We start from the raw sequence: 14329 nt of genomic DNA, 5'->3' as shown, positions 1-14329 counted from the left end.
TGCCCCATGACCGCGAGATAGGGGCTTGCGGGATCGGCCGGACCCCGCCTTGATGGCCTATCGGCTGTTCGAGGAGTCCGCCCATGCGTCGTCGCACCTTCCTGTCCGCCCTTCCCGTCGGGGTGCTGGCCACGACCGCAGCCCAGGCGCAGCAGCCCGCGACGGCGTCCGCGCCGCCCTCGCCCGCGCGCCCCGCCGATCCCCATGCCGGAGTCGGCATCGGCGACCGGATCACGGGACCGAAATTCATGGGCCGCTCGACCGTCTGGGGCGCGAACGGGGCGGCGGCGACGGCGCACCCGGCGGCCAGCCTGATCGGGATCGATACCCTGAGACGCGGCGGATCGGCCATCGACGCGGCCATCGCCATCAATGCGGCCCTGGGCTTCCTGGAGCCTGTGGCCAACGGCATCGGCGGCGACGCCTATTGCCTGCTGTGGGACCCGAAACAGAAGAAGGTGGTCGGCCTGAACGGCTCGGGCGCCAGTCCGCGGGGCCTCAGCCTGGAGACCGCGCGCTCCAAAGCCATCGACGGCTATCTGCCGCGCTATGGCGCGGTGACGGTGAACGTGCCGGGCACGGTGGACGCCTGGTGGAGCGCGCATCAACGCTATGGCAAGCTGCCGTGGAAGGATGTGCTGCTGCCGGTCGCCGAGCTGTGCGAACAGGGCGTCCCCATGCCCCAGGTCATCGCCTACTACCTGGAACGCAATATGGCGGCCTTCGACCGGGGCCGGATCCCAATCGAAGAGAACGACAACCGCAAACGCATCTGGGCCGCCGGAGGGGCGACGCCCAAGGTGGGCGAGGTCTTCGCCAACCCCTATCTGGGCAAGACCCTAAGGATGATCGCCGAGGGTGGGCGCGACGCCTTCTACAATGGCCCCATCGCCGATCAGATCGAGGCCTATTTCAAGCGGATCGGCGGCTGGATGACCCGCGCCGACATGGCCGCCCACCACACCGAATGGGTCGAGCCGATCCGGACCAACTATCGCGGGGTGGACGTCTTCGGCCTGAGGCCCAACACGCAAGGCCTGTCGACCAACCAGATCCTGAACATCTGCGAACAGTTCGATCTGAAATCCATGGGCTTCCAGTCCGCCGCCTCGCTGCACGTCCAGGCCGAAGCCAAGCGGCTGGCGTTCGAGGACCGGGCGCGCTGGTTCGCCGACGACCGCTTCTCCAAGACCCCGGTCGAATGGCTGAATTCCAAGGCCTATGCCGCCGAACGGGCCAAGCTGATTCGGCCGGACCGGGTGATGGATAGGGTCATGCCCGGCGACGCCCCGCACCACGGCGACACCACCTATTTCAGCGTCGCAGACAGCGACGGGATGATGGTCAGCTGGATCCAGTCCAACTATCGCGGCATGGGCTCCGGCCTTGCGCCGGACAATGGGTCGGAGCCGCTGGGCTTCATGTTCCAGGACCGGGGCGAGCTGTTCGCCCTGACCGACGGCCACCCCAATGTCTATGCGCCGGGCAAGCGGCCGTTCCAGACCATCATCCCCGGCTTCGCGGTCAAGGAAGGCGAGCCCTGGATGGCGTTCGGCGTCATGGGCGGGGCGATGCAGCCCCAGGGCCAGGCCCAGATCATCATCAACATGGTCGACTATGGGCTGGAGCCGCAGGCGGCGGGCGACGCCCCGCGTTGGCAGCACTATGGCTCGTCCGAACCGACCGGCCAGCCGCAGGAGGGGACCGGGGTGCTGCACCTGGAGAGCGGCGTACCCGAGGCCACCAAGGCGCAGCTACGGGCCATGGGCTGGACCCTGGGCGAGCCGGACGGCGGGTTCGGCGGCTATCAGAACGTCATGAAACAGATGAACCCCGGCGGGCGCTGGACCTATGGCGCGGCGACCGAGATGCGCAAGGACGGCATCGCGCTGGCTTATTGAGATTGGCGTGCTGACATGACCCATGACGAGGTGCGCGCCCTGCTGCTGTCCTTCCCCGGCGTCGAGGACGGCGTGTCCTATGGGGAGCCGTCGTTCAAGGTGGCGGGGAAGTTCTTCACCTGGCTGCGTCCGAAGCTGGACGACAGTATCGTGGTGCATCTGGATAATCTGGATGAGCGAGATTTGCTGGTCGAGATGGACCCGGACAGCTTTCACTTTACCGACCACTACCGCGATCATCCGATCGTGCTGGCGCGGATCGCCACGGTCGATCCCGTCTGGCTGAGGGCGGCGCTGGAAAAGCGGTGGCGCAAGGTGGCGCCGAAGCGGCTGGTGAGGGCCCACGACGCCGCTTGACCTGACGTCGGGGAAACCATGCAGGGTCCGTTTAAAATAAGAACGGACAGGAAACGACATGGGGCTGGCGGTCGAGGATCGGGTCATCAAGGCCGTGGACAGCTGGCCGCTGGAAGCGACGCTGTTCCGGGGCGACGCGCCGAGGATGGCGGTGCTGGTTTCTGCGGGCACGGGGTTTCCACGCGGCTTCTATGCCCGGTTCGCGCGCTGGATGGCCGAGCGCGGCTGCGTGGTCCTGACCTATGACTATCGCGGCATAGGGGGCTCGCGGCCGGACGATCTGGCGGCGATGGAGATGGACTATCCCGACTGGGGCAGGCTGGACATGCCGGCCGCGCTGAAGGCGTTGAAGAAGGCCGCGCCCGGCCTGCCGGTCTTCCATGTGGGGCACAGCGTCGGAGGCCATTTCGTCGGCTTCATGCCGAACCAGGCCGAGATCGGGCGGCATGCCTTCGTCTCGGTCGGGACCGGATGGTGGGGCGGACACCACCGGACCTATAATCCGATGGAGCTGTTCTTCTGGTTCGGTTTTGGCCCGAGCCATCTGCGCCGCCACGGCTATGTCCGGGCCGGCAAGCTGTGGCGCGGGACGGATCTGCCGCGCGGGGTGTTCCAGACCTGGAAGCGGTGGTGCCTGAAACCGGCGTATTTCCTGGACGAACTGAAGTCCGGCGCCTTGGATCCCCAGGCGTTAGATCAGGTGCGGGCGCCGATCCGGTCCTGGATCTTTCCGGACGACCCCATCGCCACGCCGGGGACGGGGGCGGCGCTGCTGAAGGCCTATCCCAACGCCCCCTCCGAAATCGTGGTGCGCCGCGCCGGCGATTACGGCGCGCGAAGGATCGGCCACGAGGGCGCCTTCCGCAAGGGATTGGAACCGCTGTGGCAGGAAATTCTGGATTGGTTCGACGCGGGGGTTTCGAAGGCCGCACCCGGCGCCTAACTGTGCTGCTCCCCGAGAATGAAGGATTTCCCCATGGCTTACGGCGATCAGCCCTCAATCACCGTCGATGGCGTCGAGATCCCCCTGCTCGGCTTCGGCACCTGGCAGCTTGAGCCGGCGGACGCGCGTCGGATGGTCGCCGAGGCGTTGCGGATCGGCTATCGCCACATCGACACCGCCTGGATCTACAAGAACGAGAAGGCGGTCGGCGAAGGCATCGTGGATTCGGGCATATCCCGCGACGACATCTTCCTGACCACCAAGATCTGGGTCGAGCATTTCACCCATGACGCCCTGCTGAAACAGGCGAAAGAATCGGCCGAGAGCCTGGGGACGACGCCGGACCTGCTGCTGCTGCACTGGCCCAAGCCGACGCCGACGTTCGAGGAAACCCTGGGCGCGCTGAACGAAGCCAAGGACCAGGGCCTGACGAAGTCGATCGGCCTGTCCAACTTCCCGTCCAAGGAGTTCCGGCAGGCGCAGAGCCTGTCCAAGGCCCGGTTGCTGACCAACCAGGTCGAGCACCACCCCTATCTGGGGATCGACCCGCTGGTGGCGACGGCGGCCGAGCTGGGGTCGTCGATCACCGCCTGGTCGCCCCTGGCCCAGGGCAAGATCGCCGACGACAAGACGATCTCCGAGATCGCCGAGGCCCACGGCAAGACCAACGGCCAGGTCACCCTGCGCTGGCTGATCCAGAACCGGATCATCGCCATTCCCCGCACGACCAAGGAAAGCCGCGCGCGCGAGAATTTCGACATCTTCGACTTCGAACTGTCGAGCGAGGAGATGCAACGGATGGACGCCCTGGATCGCGGCGAGCGCCTGGGGCAATGGCTGGACGACGCCTACGAATGGGACAAGGCCGCCGCTTGATCGCCCGCTGATCGAAAGAGACGCGCATGTTGCGTGAACGAGATCGACCGCGCCTCTGGCGCGCCGCCTTCGCCGTGATCGGCTGGGCGGCGCTGGCGCTGCAATATCTGCTGATGGTAACGCCGGCAGACGGTTGGGCGGTTATGACGCGGACCGTCCAGTACTTCAGCTTCTTCACCATACTGAGCAATATCCTGGTCGCGGGCGCCCTGACCGGGCCCTTGCTGAAACCGACAAGGCCGCTGGCCCGCTGGGCGGCGTCGCCGGCCTTCCGCGCCGCAGTGACGACCTACATCCTGATCGTCGGGGTGGTATATCATTTCATGATCGCCCCCTACTGGCGGCCGGAGGGGCTGACCCTGGGCGTCAATCTGGTGCTGCACTACGTGATGCCGGTCGCCTTCCTGCTGGACTGGCTGTGGTTCACGCCGAAGGGGGAGCTGCGGTGGATCGACCCGGCGAAGGCCCTTGGCTTCCCGCTGATCTTCGGCGTGTGGACGCTGGTTCACGGGCTGGCGACCCATTGGTGGCCCTATGGGTTCGTCAATGTTGACACCCTGGGTTTGGGCCGGGTGCTGGCGACCTTCGCCAGCCTGCTGGCCGTCTTCCTGCTGTTCGGACTGGCGCTGGTCGGGACGGATCGGGCCTTAAGTCGAACGAGGCGTGACAGTTCGGCCCCGGCGCTTTAGGCGAAGGCATGGCCTACAAATCCCTGCGTGACTTCATCGACCAGCTGGAAGCCGAAGGCGAGCTGGTGCGGGTTTCCGAACCTGTCTCCACGGTGCTGGAGATGACCGAGATCCAGACCCGGCTGCTGCGCAACGGCGGCCCGGCGGTCCTGTTCGAAAAGCCCGTCATGCCGGACGGGACGATCAGCCCCATCCCCTGCCTGGCCAATCTGTTCGGCACGGTGAAGCGGGTCGCCATGGGTGTGACGCTGGAGGGCAAGAACCGGACGACGGCGGGCGAGCTGCGCGAGGTCGGGGAGTTGCTGGCCTTCCTGCGCAATCCGACGCCGCCACGCGGCCTGAGCGACGCGATGGAGATGCTGCCCCTGGCGCAGACCATAATGTCGATGCGACCCAAGACGGTGAAGAAGGCGCCGGTGCAGGAGGTGGTGCTGAAGGGCGACCAGATCGACCTGACCGCGCTGCCCGTTCAGTCGTGCTGGCCCGGGGAACCCGCCCCCCTGATCACCTGGGGCCTGGTCGTGACCAAGGGGCCGAGCGAGGACCGCGAGGACGACTTCAACCTGGGCATCTATCGGATGCAGGTGCTGGGCAAGGACAGGGCCATCATGCGCTGGTTGGCCCATCGCGGCGGGGCGCAACACTATGCCCGGCACAAGAAGGCCCGACCCAAGGAGCCCCTGCCCTGCGCCGTGGTCCTGGGCGCCGATCCGGGCACGATCCTGGCGGCGGTGACGCCCGTGCCGGACACCCTGTCGGAATATCAGTTCGCCGGCCTGATGCGGGGGGCCAAGGCCGAACTGGTCGCCTGCAAGACCGTGCCGCTGATGGTGCCGGCCCAAGCCGAGATCGTGCTGGAAGGCCATGTCCTGCTGAACGAGTTCGAGGACGAGGGGCCGTATGGCGACCACACCGGCTACTATAATTCGGTCGAGAAGTTCCCGGTCTTCCAGGTCAGCGCGATCACCATGCGCAAGGACCCGATCTATCTGACGACCTTCACCGGCCGACCGCCGGACGAGCCCAGCGTGCTGGGCGAGGCGCTCAACGAGGTGTTCATTCCCCTGTTGCGCCAGCAGTTCCCGGAGATCGTCGACTTCTGGCTGCCGCCCGAGGGGTGCAGCTATCGGATCGCGGTGGTGTCGATGAAGAAGGCCTATCCGGGCCACGCCAAGCGGGTGATGCTGGGCGTCTGGAGCTATCTGCGCCAGTTCATGTACACCAAATGGGTCATCGTGGTGGACCACGACATCGACGCCCGTGACTGGAAGGACGTCATGTGGGCCATCTCGACCAAGATGGACCCGGCGCGCGACATCACCGTGATCGAGTCGACGCCCATCGACTATCTGGACTTCGCCAGCCCCGAGAGCGGCCTGGGCTCCAAGATCGGCCTGGACGCCACCGACAAATGGCCGCCCGAGACCAAGCGCGAATGGGGCGAGGAAATCCGCATGGACGAGGCGGTGGTGGAGCGGGTCAACGACCTGTGGGGCCGGCTGGGTCTGCCGGGCGACGGGACGCCGATCTGGAAGTAGACGGCCTGCGAATGCTGACAGCATTTGGCAGTTGGGCGCTTTAGGGATGCGGCATAGCTGGAGCTGCCGCCATGATACGTTCACACATCCATGACTTCGACTTCCTGTTTGGCCCCTGGGAGGTTGAACACCGCAGACTGGTAAGCCGGGGCGTCGGCTCAGATGATTGGGACATCGCGCACGGGACGGCGTTCACAGAGCCCCGCATGGGTGGAATCGCCAATATCGAACAGCACGACTGTCCCGAACGCGGTTGGCGTGGCGTTTCTCTGCGAACGCTAAATCTGGCGACCGACGAGTGGTCGATCTACTGGATAAGCGACCGCGATGGCCGGTTGACGCCGCCGGTCGTTGGCCGGTTTCACGACGAGGGCTGCCGCCTCGAAGGACCCGACATAGACGGCGAGCGGCCGATCCTTGCACGCTTCGAGTGGTCGCGTGTGAACACGGAGACGCCGCGCTGGGCCCAACATTTCTCGTACGACGACGGACGGGCTTGGGAGCTGAACTGGGTCATGGATTTTCGGCGAGCAGCTTAAGATTCGCGCTTGGCATGGCGCGGTGAATTTGGGAGCGACAGGCCGCTGAGCTGGCAATAGGTTAGCACGACTCAGCCGGGGGCCATGTGAGCGCGTTCGAATTCTTCTTCAGCTTTTACGGCCTGCTGCTGGGCCTGTCGGTCGCTGAACTGGTCGGCGGATTTGCGCGAGTCCTGCATGAGAAACGGCGAATCCGGTTCGGCTGGCTGACGCCGCTGCTGGCCCTGTTCGTGGCTATCGACATCGCCACCTTCTGGAACCAGGCCTGGGTCATCTTCCGAGGCGCGCCGTTCAACACCTTCGTGCTGCTCGTCTCGCTGAGCATCGCGGCGACCTTCTATGTGGCGGCCAGCGTGACCTTTCCGCGCGTTTCGGCCGAGGGGGGCGATGAGCGGATCGACCTGGACGACCATTTCTGGGCCCACCGGCGGCTGGTGTTCGGCTGTGTCCTGGCGGCCAATCTGATCGTGGCGGTGGTGGTGATCATCCTGGCGCAGATGAATGCGGAGTTCGCGCGGTTGGCCGGCTCGCTGCGGCTTTGGGTCGGGGTGACGATCTTCGTGACCGGGACGGCGACGGCGGCGTTCGCGCCGTGGCGCAAGGTCGCCGGGGGCGCCCTGATCGTGGTGCTGCTCTACAGCCTGTGGGGCATGGCGAACTCCGCCGCCCTGCTGGTCAAGGCCGGTGGGTGGGCGCCAGCGTTGGGCGGCGGCGGTTGACGCCTTGTCAGGTCGAGGCAATCGGCTCACGAAAGGCCATGCGATCCACTTTCCTGATTTCGGCCCTTCTTGCCGCCCTAGCCTGTAGCGTGAGCCCCGCCATGTCCCAGACGCTTCCCAACACCGCGCCGTGGGACCAAGCCTTCCTGCCGCCGGCGCCCGCCTGGGACGGGGCGTCAAAGGCCTTGCTGCGCAGCGCGAGCGACCCCTGGGTCACGCCGTTCGAGGCCGATCCGGCGCATGACTTCTCACCGAACTACGCCGACACCCGCGCCTGGTTCGACCGACTGGACGCCGCCAGCGACCTGATCCGCATCGAACAGTTCGGCGTCTCGCCCGAGGGGCGGCCCATCTATGTGGTGATCGCCTCGAAGGACGGAGCGGCCTTTGATCCGGCCAAGCCGGTGCTGATGGTCCAGGCGGGCATCCACCCCGGCGAGATCGACGGCAAGGACGCAGGGATGATGGTGCTGCGCGACATCGCCTTCTACGGCAAGGACCCCCTGCTGGACCGCGTCAATCTGATCCTGATCCCGATCCTGAGCGTGGACGGGCACGAGCGTTCCGGCCCCTACTCCCGCCCGAACCAGCGCGGGCCGCGCATCCAGGGCTGGCGGAATACGGCGACCAACCAGAACCTGAACCGCGACTATCTGAAGCTGGACCAGCCCGAGATGCGGGCGGTGCGGGGCCTGATCCTGAAGTACCGGCCGGACCTGTATGTGGACGTCCACGTCACCGACGGCCTGGATTACCAGTATGACGTCACCTACGGCTTCAACGGCGAAGACGGTACCTTCAGCCGGTCGCCGAACAGTTCGGCCTGGCTGGATTCGGTGTTCAAGCCGGCGATGAATGCGGCGCTGGAGCGGGAGGGTCACATCCCCGGCGAGCTGGTGTTCGGCATCGACGATGACGAGCCCAAGAAGGGCCTGTCGGACGGCGGGCTGGGCGAGCGGTTCTCGAACGGCTGGGGTTCGGCGGCCCATGTGCCGACGATCCTGATCGAGAACCACAGCCTGAAACCGCATGAGCAGCGGGTGCTGGGGACCTATGTCTTCATCGAAGAAGCGATGCGGCTGCTGGCCGATCAGGGCGCGGCGCTGAAGGCGGCGACGGACCAGGATCGGGCCCTGCGGCCGGCGCAAATCGCGGCGAATTTCGAGGCAGAGGAGACCCCCTCCTCCATCCGTCCGTTCAAAGGCGTGCTTTACGAGATGCATCACAGCCCCGCCTCGGGCCGCGACGAGGTGCGCTGGCTGGGTCGACCCGATCCCGAGCTGTGGCAGATGCCCTTCTATGGATCCAAGCCGACGCTGAGCCTGACGCGGCAGGCCGCCTATTGGGTGCCGAGCTATCGCACCGACATCATCGAGCGGCTGAAGATTCACGGCGTCGAGATGGAGACGGTGGACGCGCCGCGCACGGTGAACCTGTCGATGCTGCGTCTGGTCGAGCCCAAGCTGGCGACGCGGGCCAACGAGGGCCACGTCCAGGCCTCGGTCAAGACGGTCGAGGTCGAGCGCCGCGACTGGACTTTCCCGACCGGCTCGGTGCGCGTGCCGACCGATCAGCCGCTGGGCGACATCGTCGTGCTGCTGCTGGAGCCGCAGTCCAGCGAGAGCTTCTTCGCCTGGGGCATGTTCCCGGAGGTCATGAGCCGGGTCGAATATATCGAGGCCTACGCCATCGCGCCGCTGGCGGAGAAGATGCTGGCCGCCGATCCGGCGCTAAAGGCTGAGTTCGAGGCCAAACTGGCCGCCGAACCCGACTTCGCAGCGAACCCGCAGGCGCGACTGGCTTGGTTCTATGAGCGCACGCCCTTCTATGACGACCATTATCTGCTGTATCCCGTCGGCCGCGAGGACTGATCGATGACCACACCCCTGATGCAAGCCGTCCAGGCCGCCGCCCTGTGGAGCGGCCTGCTGATCCTGCTGATGCTGGTGCTGTCGGGCATAGTGGTCAGCGGGCGGCGCAAGCACATGGTGTCGTTCGGCGATGGAGGGAACCCGGATCTGCTGGCCGCCAGCCGCGCCTTCGGCAACTGCGCCGAATATGCCACGCCGGGCATGGTCGCCCTGCTGCTGCTGGCCGCCGTCGGCACGCCCGCCTGGATGGTTCATGCCGTGGGGGCGACCCTGCTGGTCGGTCGCGTGGTCCATGCCCTGGGCCTGTTGTTCCAGACGGGACCGTCGCTGGGCCGGGTGATCGGCATGCTGCTGACCTGGGTGGCGCTGTTGACGGCCGCCGTGGCCTTGATCGCCTTCGCCGTGGTCTGAGGCGCAAGGTTGCGGCGCAGCAAAGGGTCCGCCATATCGGGGCATGACTGAAACCCTGTATGCGCCTGTTTCCACCGATCTTCTGAATGACATCGTCCAGGCCGCGCTGAAGGCCGGGGCCCACGCCGCCGAGGCGGTCAGCGCGGACCGACGCTCCCTGTCGGTCGGGGTGCGCAACGGCAAGCTGGAGGACGTCGAGCGCGAAGAGGCGCGCGACCTGGGTCTTCGGGTCTTTGTCGGACAACGTCAGGCATCGGTGTCGGCCTCCGACCTGTCGCCCGAGACCCAGGCGCGTCTGGTCGAACGGGCCGTAGCCATGGCCCGGCTGGCGCCGGAAGATCCCCATGCCGGTTTCGCCCCCGTGGATCGGCTGGCGCGGGGCCCCTTCGCCGAACTGGACCTGTTCGACCCCAGCGAGCGCAGCGCCGAATCCCTGGAGCGGGTCTCGGCCGAGGCCGAGGCCGCAGCCCTGGCGGTAGAAGGCGTGGCCCGGTCCGAGGGCGGGCATGCGTCCTGGTCGTCCAGCCGCTGGCGGCTGGTGACGTCGCACGGGTTCGACGGCGACTATCAGGGTTCGGCCTTCTCGCTGGGCGTCGGGGTGATCGCAGAAAAAGACGGGGCCATGGAGCGCGGCGGCGAGAGCCGCTCGACTCGGCACCTGTCCGACCTGCCGGGCGCCGAGATCATCGGACGGACGGCCGGAGAGCGCGCCGTCGCCCGGACCGGGGCGCGCAAGATCGCCTCGACCACCGCACCCGTCATCTTCGACAACCGCATGGCTGGCCAGATCGTCTCGCCGGCGATCGGCGCCATCTCGGGCCCGTCGATAGCGCGCGGCACCTCCTTCCTGAAGGACCGGATGGGTCAGAGGGTGTTCGCCGAAGGGGTGACCCTGATCGACGATCCGTTCCGGCCACGCGGCCTGGGATCGACGCCGTTCGATGATGAAGGGGTCGCCGTGGAGCGACGCGCCCTGTTCGACGACGGGATGCTGACCACCTGGCTGCTGAACAGCGCCTCGGCGCAGCAACTGGGGCTGCAATCCACCGGCCACGCCTCGCGCGGGCTGGCGGGACCAGCGGGGGTCGGAACCCATAATCTGCACATGGAGCCGGGCGAGCGCGATCTGGCGGGCCTGATGGCCGATGCGGGGACGGGCCTTCTGGTCACCTCGATGTTCGGGCCGTCGCTGAACGGCAACACCGGCGACTGGTCCGCCGGGGTGTCCGGCTTCTGGTTCGAGAACGGCGAGATCGCCTATCCGGTCAACGAGGTCACGGTGGCGGGCAAGCTGCCCGAGCTTTATCTGCGCCTCCAACGCGGGTCCGACCTGGAGTTCCGGGGTGGGTTCAACGTGCCCAGCCTGATGTTCGACGCGGTGGCCATAGCGGGCAAATGATCGATCTAGCCTCAGATCTGGAGCTGATCCGCCAGGCGGCGATCGACGCCGGGGCGCTTGCGGTCGCTGAACGCGAGGCGGGCCTGAAGATCGAGGCCAAGGTCGGCGGGTCGCCCGTGACCAGCGGCGACCTGGCGGTGGACGCCATGCTGAAGGACCGGCTGCTGGCTGCCCGCCCCGACTATGGCTGGCTGTCGGAAGAGACGGCGGACTCGCCCGAGCGACTGTCGAAGCGCCGGATCTTCGTGGTCGATCCGGTAGACGGCACGGTGGCCTATATGAAGCGGCAGCCCTGGTGGTGCGTGCCGATCGCGGTCGTCGAGGACGGCCAGGTGGTCGCCGCCGTCATCCATGCGCCCGAGGTGCAAGAGACCTATGTGGCGGCGCGCGGCGGCGGGGCGCGGCGGAACGGCGCCCTGGTGCGGGCCTCGGACGTGGAGACGCTGGATGACGCCTCGGTGCTGGGCGACGCGCGGATGATCGAGGGGTCGCACTGGGACGAGCCCTGGCCGGCGCTGCGGTTTTCGAAACGCAACGCCCTGGCCTATCGGATGGCCCTGGTCGCGGCCGGAGCCTTCGACGCGGCCCTGGCTCTGACGCCGAAATGGGATTGGGACGTGGCGGCGGGCAGTCTGATCGCCGAGGAGGCCGGAGCGCGGGTCAGCGACCACCATGGCCGCCCCTGGCGTTTCAACCGGCCCGACCCGCGCCAGGCCAGCCTGGTCTGCGCCGCCCCGGCCCTGCACCCGCTGATCGTGCGGCGCTGTAAAAACGTGCCGCTATCGACCTAGGACGCAGCTCCGTTTAGGCGGCGGGCTCCTCATGCAGATCAAGGCGGCGCTGGATTCGGCCGACATCGTCGCGCATGCGATCCAGCGAAACCTGAAGACGGGCGTCGGTTTCGGCCAGACCGGCGATGTCGCGCCGCACCGATGTCAGACCTAGCTCCACGCCAGACACCCGATCCTTCAACTCACGAACATCAAGCGTCAGGGTATCGATCTTGGCGTCGATACGCCGAAGAAAGACGAGCATCAGGTTTTCCGGATCGCTGCTCATGATTGCATCATGCCTCAACCCGCACTCCGGGGCAAACAAGCGAGCCGCTGTTAAAACGTGCCGCCATCGACCTAAGGCTTGGGTTGAAAAACCCTATCATACATTGATCCTTAGGCGTTCTGGGCTTATGCCCCGGCAAAAGCTCTCCCCAGACTTCAAGGACATCCGATGGCCGATCAATCCTCCGTCCCGCCCCAGCTGCTCCACCTCGTCATCGGCGGCGAACTGCGCCATCTGGGCGAGCCGACGTTTCGCGATCTGTCGCAGGTCGAATTCGTCGGCGCCTTCGGCAGCTATGACGAAGCCAAACAGGCCTGGAAGGCGCGCGCCCAGGCGACCGTGGACAACGCCCACATGCGCTATTTCATCCTGCACGCCCACAAGCTGATCGACCCGCGCGGCGACGTGGCCTGATCCTGCGACGTCAGGGAACGGGAACCCGCTCCCTGACCCGGACGCTGAACGAACATGAACCTGGAACCGCAACAGATATTCCAACTGGTCAGCCTGCTGGCGGTGCTGATCCTGTTCAGCTTTTCGCTGCGGGGACAGATCGGCTATGCGCGCTGGTTCAAAAAGTGGGAAGCCGACCGCAAGGCCCGGCGCGACGCCGAGCTGACGGCCGAGGCCCGCGAACGCGGGGATCAGCCTCCGAAAGGCCCCTGGGGCTAACGCCCTCTATAAACCCGTCATCCTCGCCACAAGGGCGAGGATGACGACATTAGGATGGGGGCTGAACCCTACTCCCGCTTCAGCAGCTTCTCGGTCAGCAGCGTGCCCCACCAGCCGGCCTTGAACTCGGCGCGGATCGTCTTGGGATCGTATTCGGGGCTGTCGACCCAGTCGATGAAACTGATACCGCGCGGCTCGATCTCATTGACGTATTTCTCGAGCGTATAGTCCAGCACCCCGGTCAGCCCCTCGCGCGAGTGCAGGTATTTCTTGGACAGCTGTTTCATGGCGACCGACATCGGCTCGCCCAGATGGAAATGGCGGTAGAAGACGGCCATCATCCCCGCCCGGTCCGCGCCGGACTTGCAGTGGATCAGGACCGGATATTCGATGGTCTGGAACAGGTCGCGAGCGCGGTGGATGCGGTCGGTCTGAGGCGGATCGCGCGAATCCAGCGGGGCGTCGATCAGGGTCAGGCCCAGGCGCTCGCAGGCTTCTTTCTCCAGCCAGTAGTAGCCCTCGTCGCGCTGTCCACGCAGATTGATGACGGTGCGGACGCCCTTTGTCTTCCAATAGGCCAGTTGGCGCGGCGACGGCTGGTTGGTGCGCACCAGGTCAGGGCCCAGCCAGTGGGCGTTCGAAAACGCCAAGCGCAGAAAGGCGTGGTCCGCCCAGAAATAATGCCAATGCGCCCGGAAACGGCCCATCGCGGTCGAAAGATCAAAGCGCGCCATGGCCGCCAGATAGCGTCCCGGACCGACCGCGTCATCCGAACTCGACGTTCGCGCGTTGGATTGTTCGCCGAAACAGGAGGCCGACATGAAGACCATCGCAGCAACCGCAGCCGTAGCCTTGGGCCTTTGGATCAGCGTCGCCGCCGCACAGACCCCGCCGCCGGAGGATCCTGCCCTGACCGCCTATCTGCGCGAGAAAGCGCAGGGCGCGGTGGGCGCCACGCGATACACGGCTGCGATCACGCCCGATGGTGCGACCACCCTCGTCTATCTGACGGGACCGAACTGGTGCGGGTCGGGCGGATGCCAGTTGCTGGTCCTCAGCCGCGTGGGCGACGCCTATGTGTCAATCGGCGAAATCAGCGTGACGCGGGCGCCGATCCGGCTGCTGGAGCAGCAGACCCACGGGCGTCGCGATCTGGGCGTCTATGTCGCCGGTGGCGGGATCACCGAGGGCCACGAGGCCGCCGTGCCGTTCGATGGCCGTCGCTATGCGTCAAATCCGACAGTCCCCCCCGCCGTCAGGGTCGAGGACGCGCCGGGCGAAACCCTGATCCATGCGGATGAACAGGGGCGCCTGCTGGAACCGGCGCCTGACAAGCCTTGACTTGAACGGCGGCT

General features: G+C 66.4%; 17 protein-coding genes. 15 read left to right on the top strand and 2 right to left on the bottom strand.

The genetic code is table 11. The features are described from left to right. Positions 1-83: 83 nt before the first annotated feature. From ACW170_RS09365 to ACW170_RS09310, 12 genes are all read left to right on the top strand, one after another. Positions 84-1901, top strand: a complete 1818-nt coding sequence (locus ACW170_RS09365; protein ID WP_492086452.1) for a gamma-glutamyltransferase family protein — start codon at positions 84-86, stop codon at positions 1899-1901. A gap of 15 nt (positions 1902-1916) precedes the next feature. Beyond that, positions 1917-2258, top strand: coding sequence for an MmcQ/YjbR family DNA-binding protein (locus ACW170_RS09360; RefSeq protein ID WP_492086451.1), 342 nt, complete (start codon positions 1917-1919; stop codon positions 2256-2258). A gap of 58 nt (positions 2259-2316) precedes the next feature. Then, a complete protein-coding gene (locus ACW170_RS09355) occupies positions 2317-3201 on the top strand; it encodes an alpha/beta hydrolase family protein (protein ID WP_492086450.1) in 885 nt (294 codons plus the stop codon). A 33-nt stretch (positions 3202-3234) separates the two neighbouring features. Next, complete coding sequence (locus tag ACW170_RS09350; RefSeq protein WP_492086449.1) at positions 3235-4077, top strand: aldo/keto reductase; 843 nt, start codon at positions 3235-3237, stop codon at positions 4075-4077. Positions 4078-4103: 26 nt separating this feature from the next. Next, positions 4104-4766, top strand: a complete 663-nt coding sequence (locus tag ACW170_RS09345) for a Pr6Pr family membrane protein (protein ID WP_492086448.1) — start codon at positions 4104-4106, stop codon at positions 4764-4766. Positions 4767-4774: 8 nt separating this feature from the next. Beyond that, positions 4775-6304: a UbiD family decarboxylase gene (locus tag ACW170_RS09340; RefSeq protein WP_492086447.1), complete on the top strand. Its 1530-nt coding sequence runs from the start codon at positions 4775-4777 to the stop codon at positions 6302-6304. Positions 6305-6375: 71 nt separating this feature from the next. Beyond that, positions 6376-6843, top strand: a complete 468-nt coding sequence (locus tag ACW170_RS09335) for a DUF1579 domain-containing protein (RefSeq protein ID WP_492086446.1) — start codon at positions 6376-6378, stop codon at positions 6841-6843. Positions 6844-6929: 86 nt separating this feature from the next. Beyond that, the gene (locus ACW170_RS09330) at positions 6930-7562 is read left to right on the top strand and encodes a hypothetical protein (RefSeq protein ID WP_492086445.1); all 633 of its coding nucleotides are present in this window, start codon (positions 6930-6932) and stop codon (positions 7560-7562) included. A 38-nt stretch (positions 7563-7600) separates the two neighbouring features. Further along, positions 7601-9433 carry a M14 family metallopeptidase gene (locus tag ACW170_RS09325; protein WP_492086444.1) on the top strand — a complete coding sequence of 611 codons (1833 nt, stop codon included), beginning with the start codon at positions 7601-7603 and terminating at the stop codon, positions 9431-9433. Positions 9434-9436: 3 nt separating this feature from the next. Next, complete coding sequence (locus ACW170_RS09320) at positions 9437-9844, top strand: MAPEG family protein (RefSeq protein WP_492086443.1); 408 nt, start codon at positions 9437-9439, stop codon at positions 9842-9844. 43 nt (positions 9845-9887) lie between these two features. Next, the gene (locus ACW170_RS09315) at positions 9888-11243 is read left to right on the top strand and encodes a TldD/PmbA family protein (protein ID WP_492086442.1); all 1356 of its coding nucleotides are present in this window, start codon (positions 9888-9890) and stop codon (positions 11241-11243) included. Continuing rightward, on the top strand, positions 11240-12034 hold the full coding sequence (locus ACW170_RS09310) for a 3'(2'),5'-bisphosphate nucleotidase CysQ (RefSeq protein WP_492086441.1): 795 nt from the start codon (positions 11240-11242) through the stop codon (positions 12032-12034). The genes ACW170_RS09315 and ACW170_RS09310 overlap by 4 nt, the downstream gene beginning before the upstream one ends. A 13-nt stretch (positions 12035-12047) precedes the next feature. Here ACW170_RS09310 and ACW170_RS09305 read toward each other — a convergent pair whose 3' ends face one another. Then, positions 12048-12278 (bottom strand): hypothetical protein, encoded by a 231-nt coding sequence (locus tag ACW170_RS09305; protein ID WP_492086440.1) that lies wholly within the window; start codon positions 12276-12278, stop codon positions 12048-12050. Positions 12279-12470: 192 nt separating this feature from the next. Between ACW170_RS09305 and ACW170_RS09300 the strand changes: the two genes are divergently transcribed. Further along, complete coding sequence (locus ACW170_RS09300) at positions 12471-12716, top strand: DUF4170 domain-containing protein (RefSeq protein ID WP_492040930.1); 246 nt, start codon at positions 12471-12473, stop codon at positions 12714-12716. A 54-nt stretch (positions 12717-12770) separates the two neighbouring features. Continuing rightward, a complete protein-coding gene (locus ACW170_RS09295; protein ID WP_492086439.1) occupies positions 12771-12974 on the top strand; it encodes a hypothetical protein in 204 nt (67 codons plus the stop codon). Between the two features lie 68 nt (positions 12975-13042). Here the strand turns inward: ACW170_RS09295 and ACW170_RS09290 are convergent, their stop codons facing one another. Then, positions 13043-13708 (bottom strand): protein tyrosine phosphatase family protein, encoded by a 666-nt coding sequence (locus ACW170_RS09290; RefSeq protein WP_492089163.1) that lies wholly within the window; start codon positions 13706-13708, stop codon positions 13043-13045. Between the two features lie 85 nt (positions 13709-13793). Between ACW170_RS09290 and ACW170_RS09285 the strand changes: the two genes are divergently transcribed. Beyond that, positions 13794-14315 carry a COG3650 family protein gene (locus ACW170_RS09285; protein WP_492086438.1) on the top strand — a complete coding sequence of 174 codons (522 nt, stop codon included), beginning with the start codon at positions 13794-13796 and terminating at the stop codon, positions 14313-14315. Positions 14316-14329: the final 14 nt, after the last annotated feature.

This window comes from Brevundimonas sp. FV2ps16 (assembly GCF_058681075.1).
The sequence above is the reverse complement of the archived record's forward strand: the minus strand, read 5'-3'. Positions and strand labels throughout refer to the sequence as shown.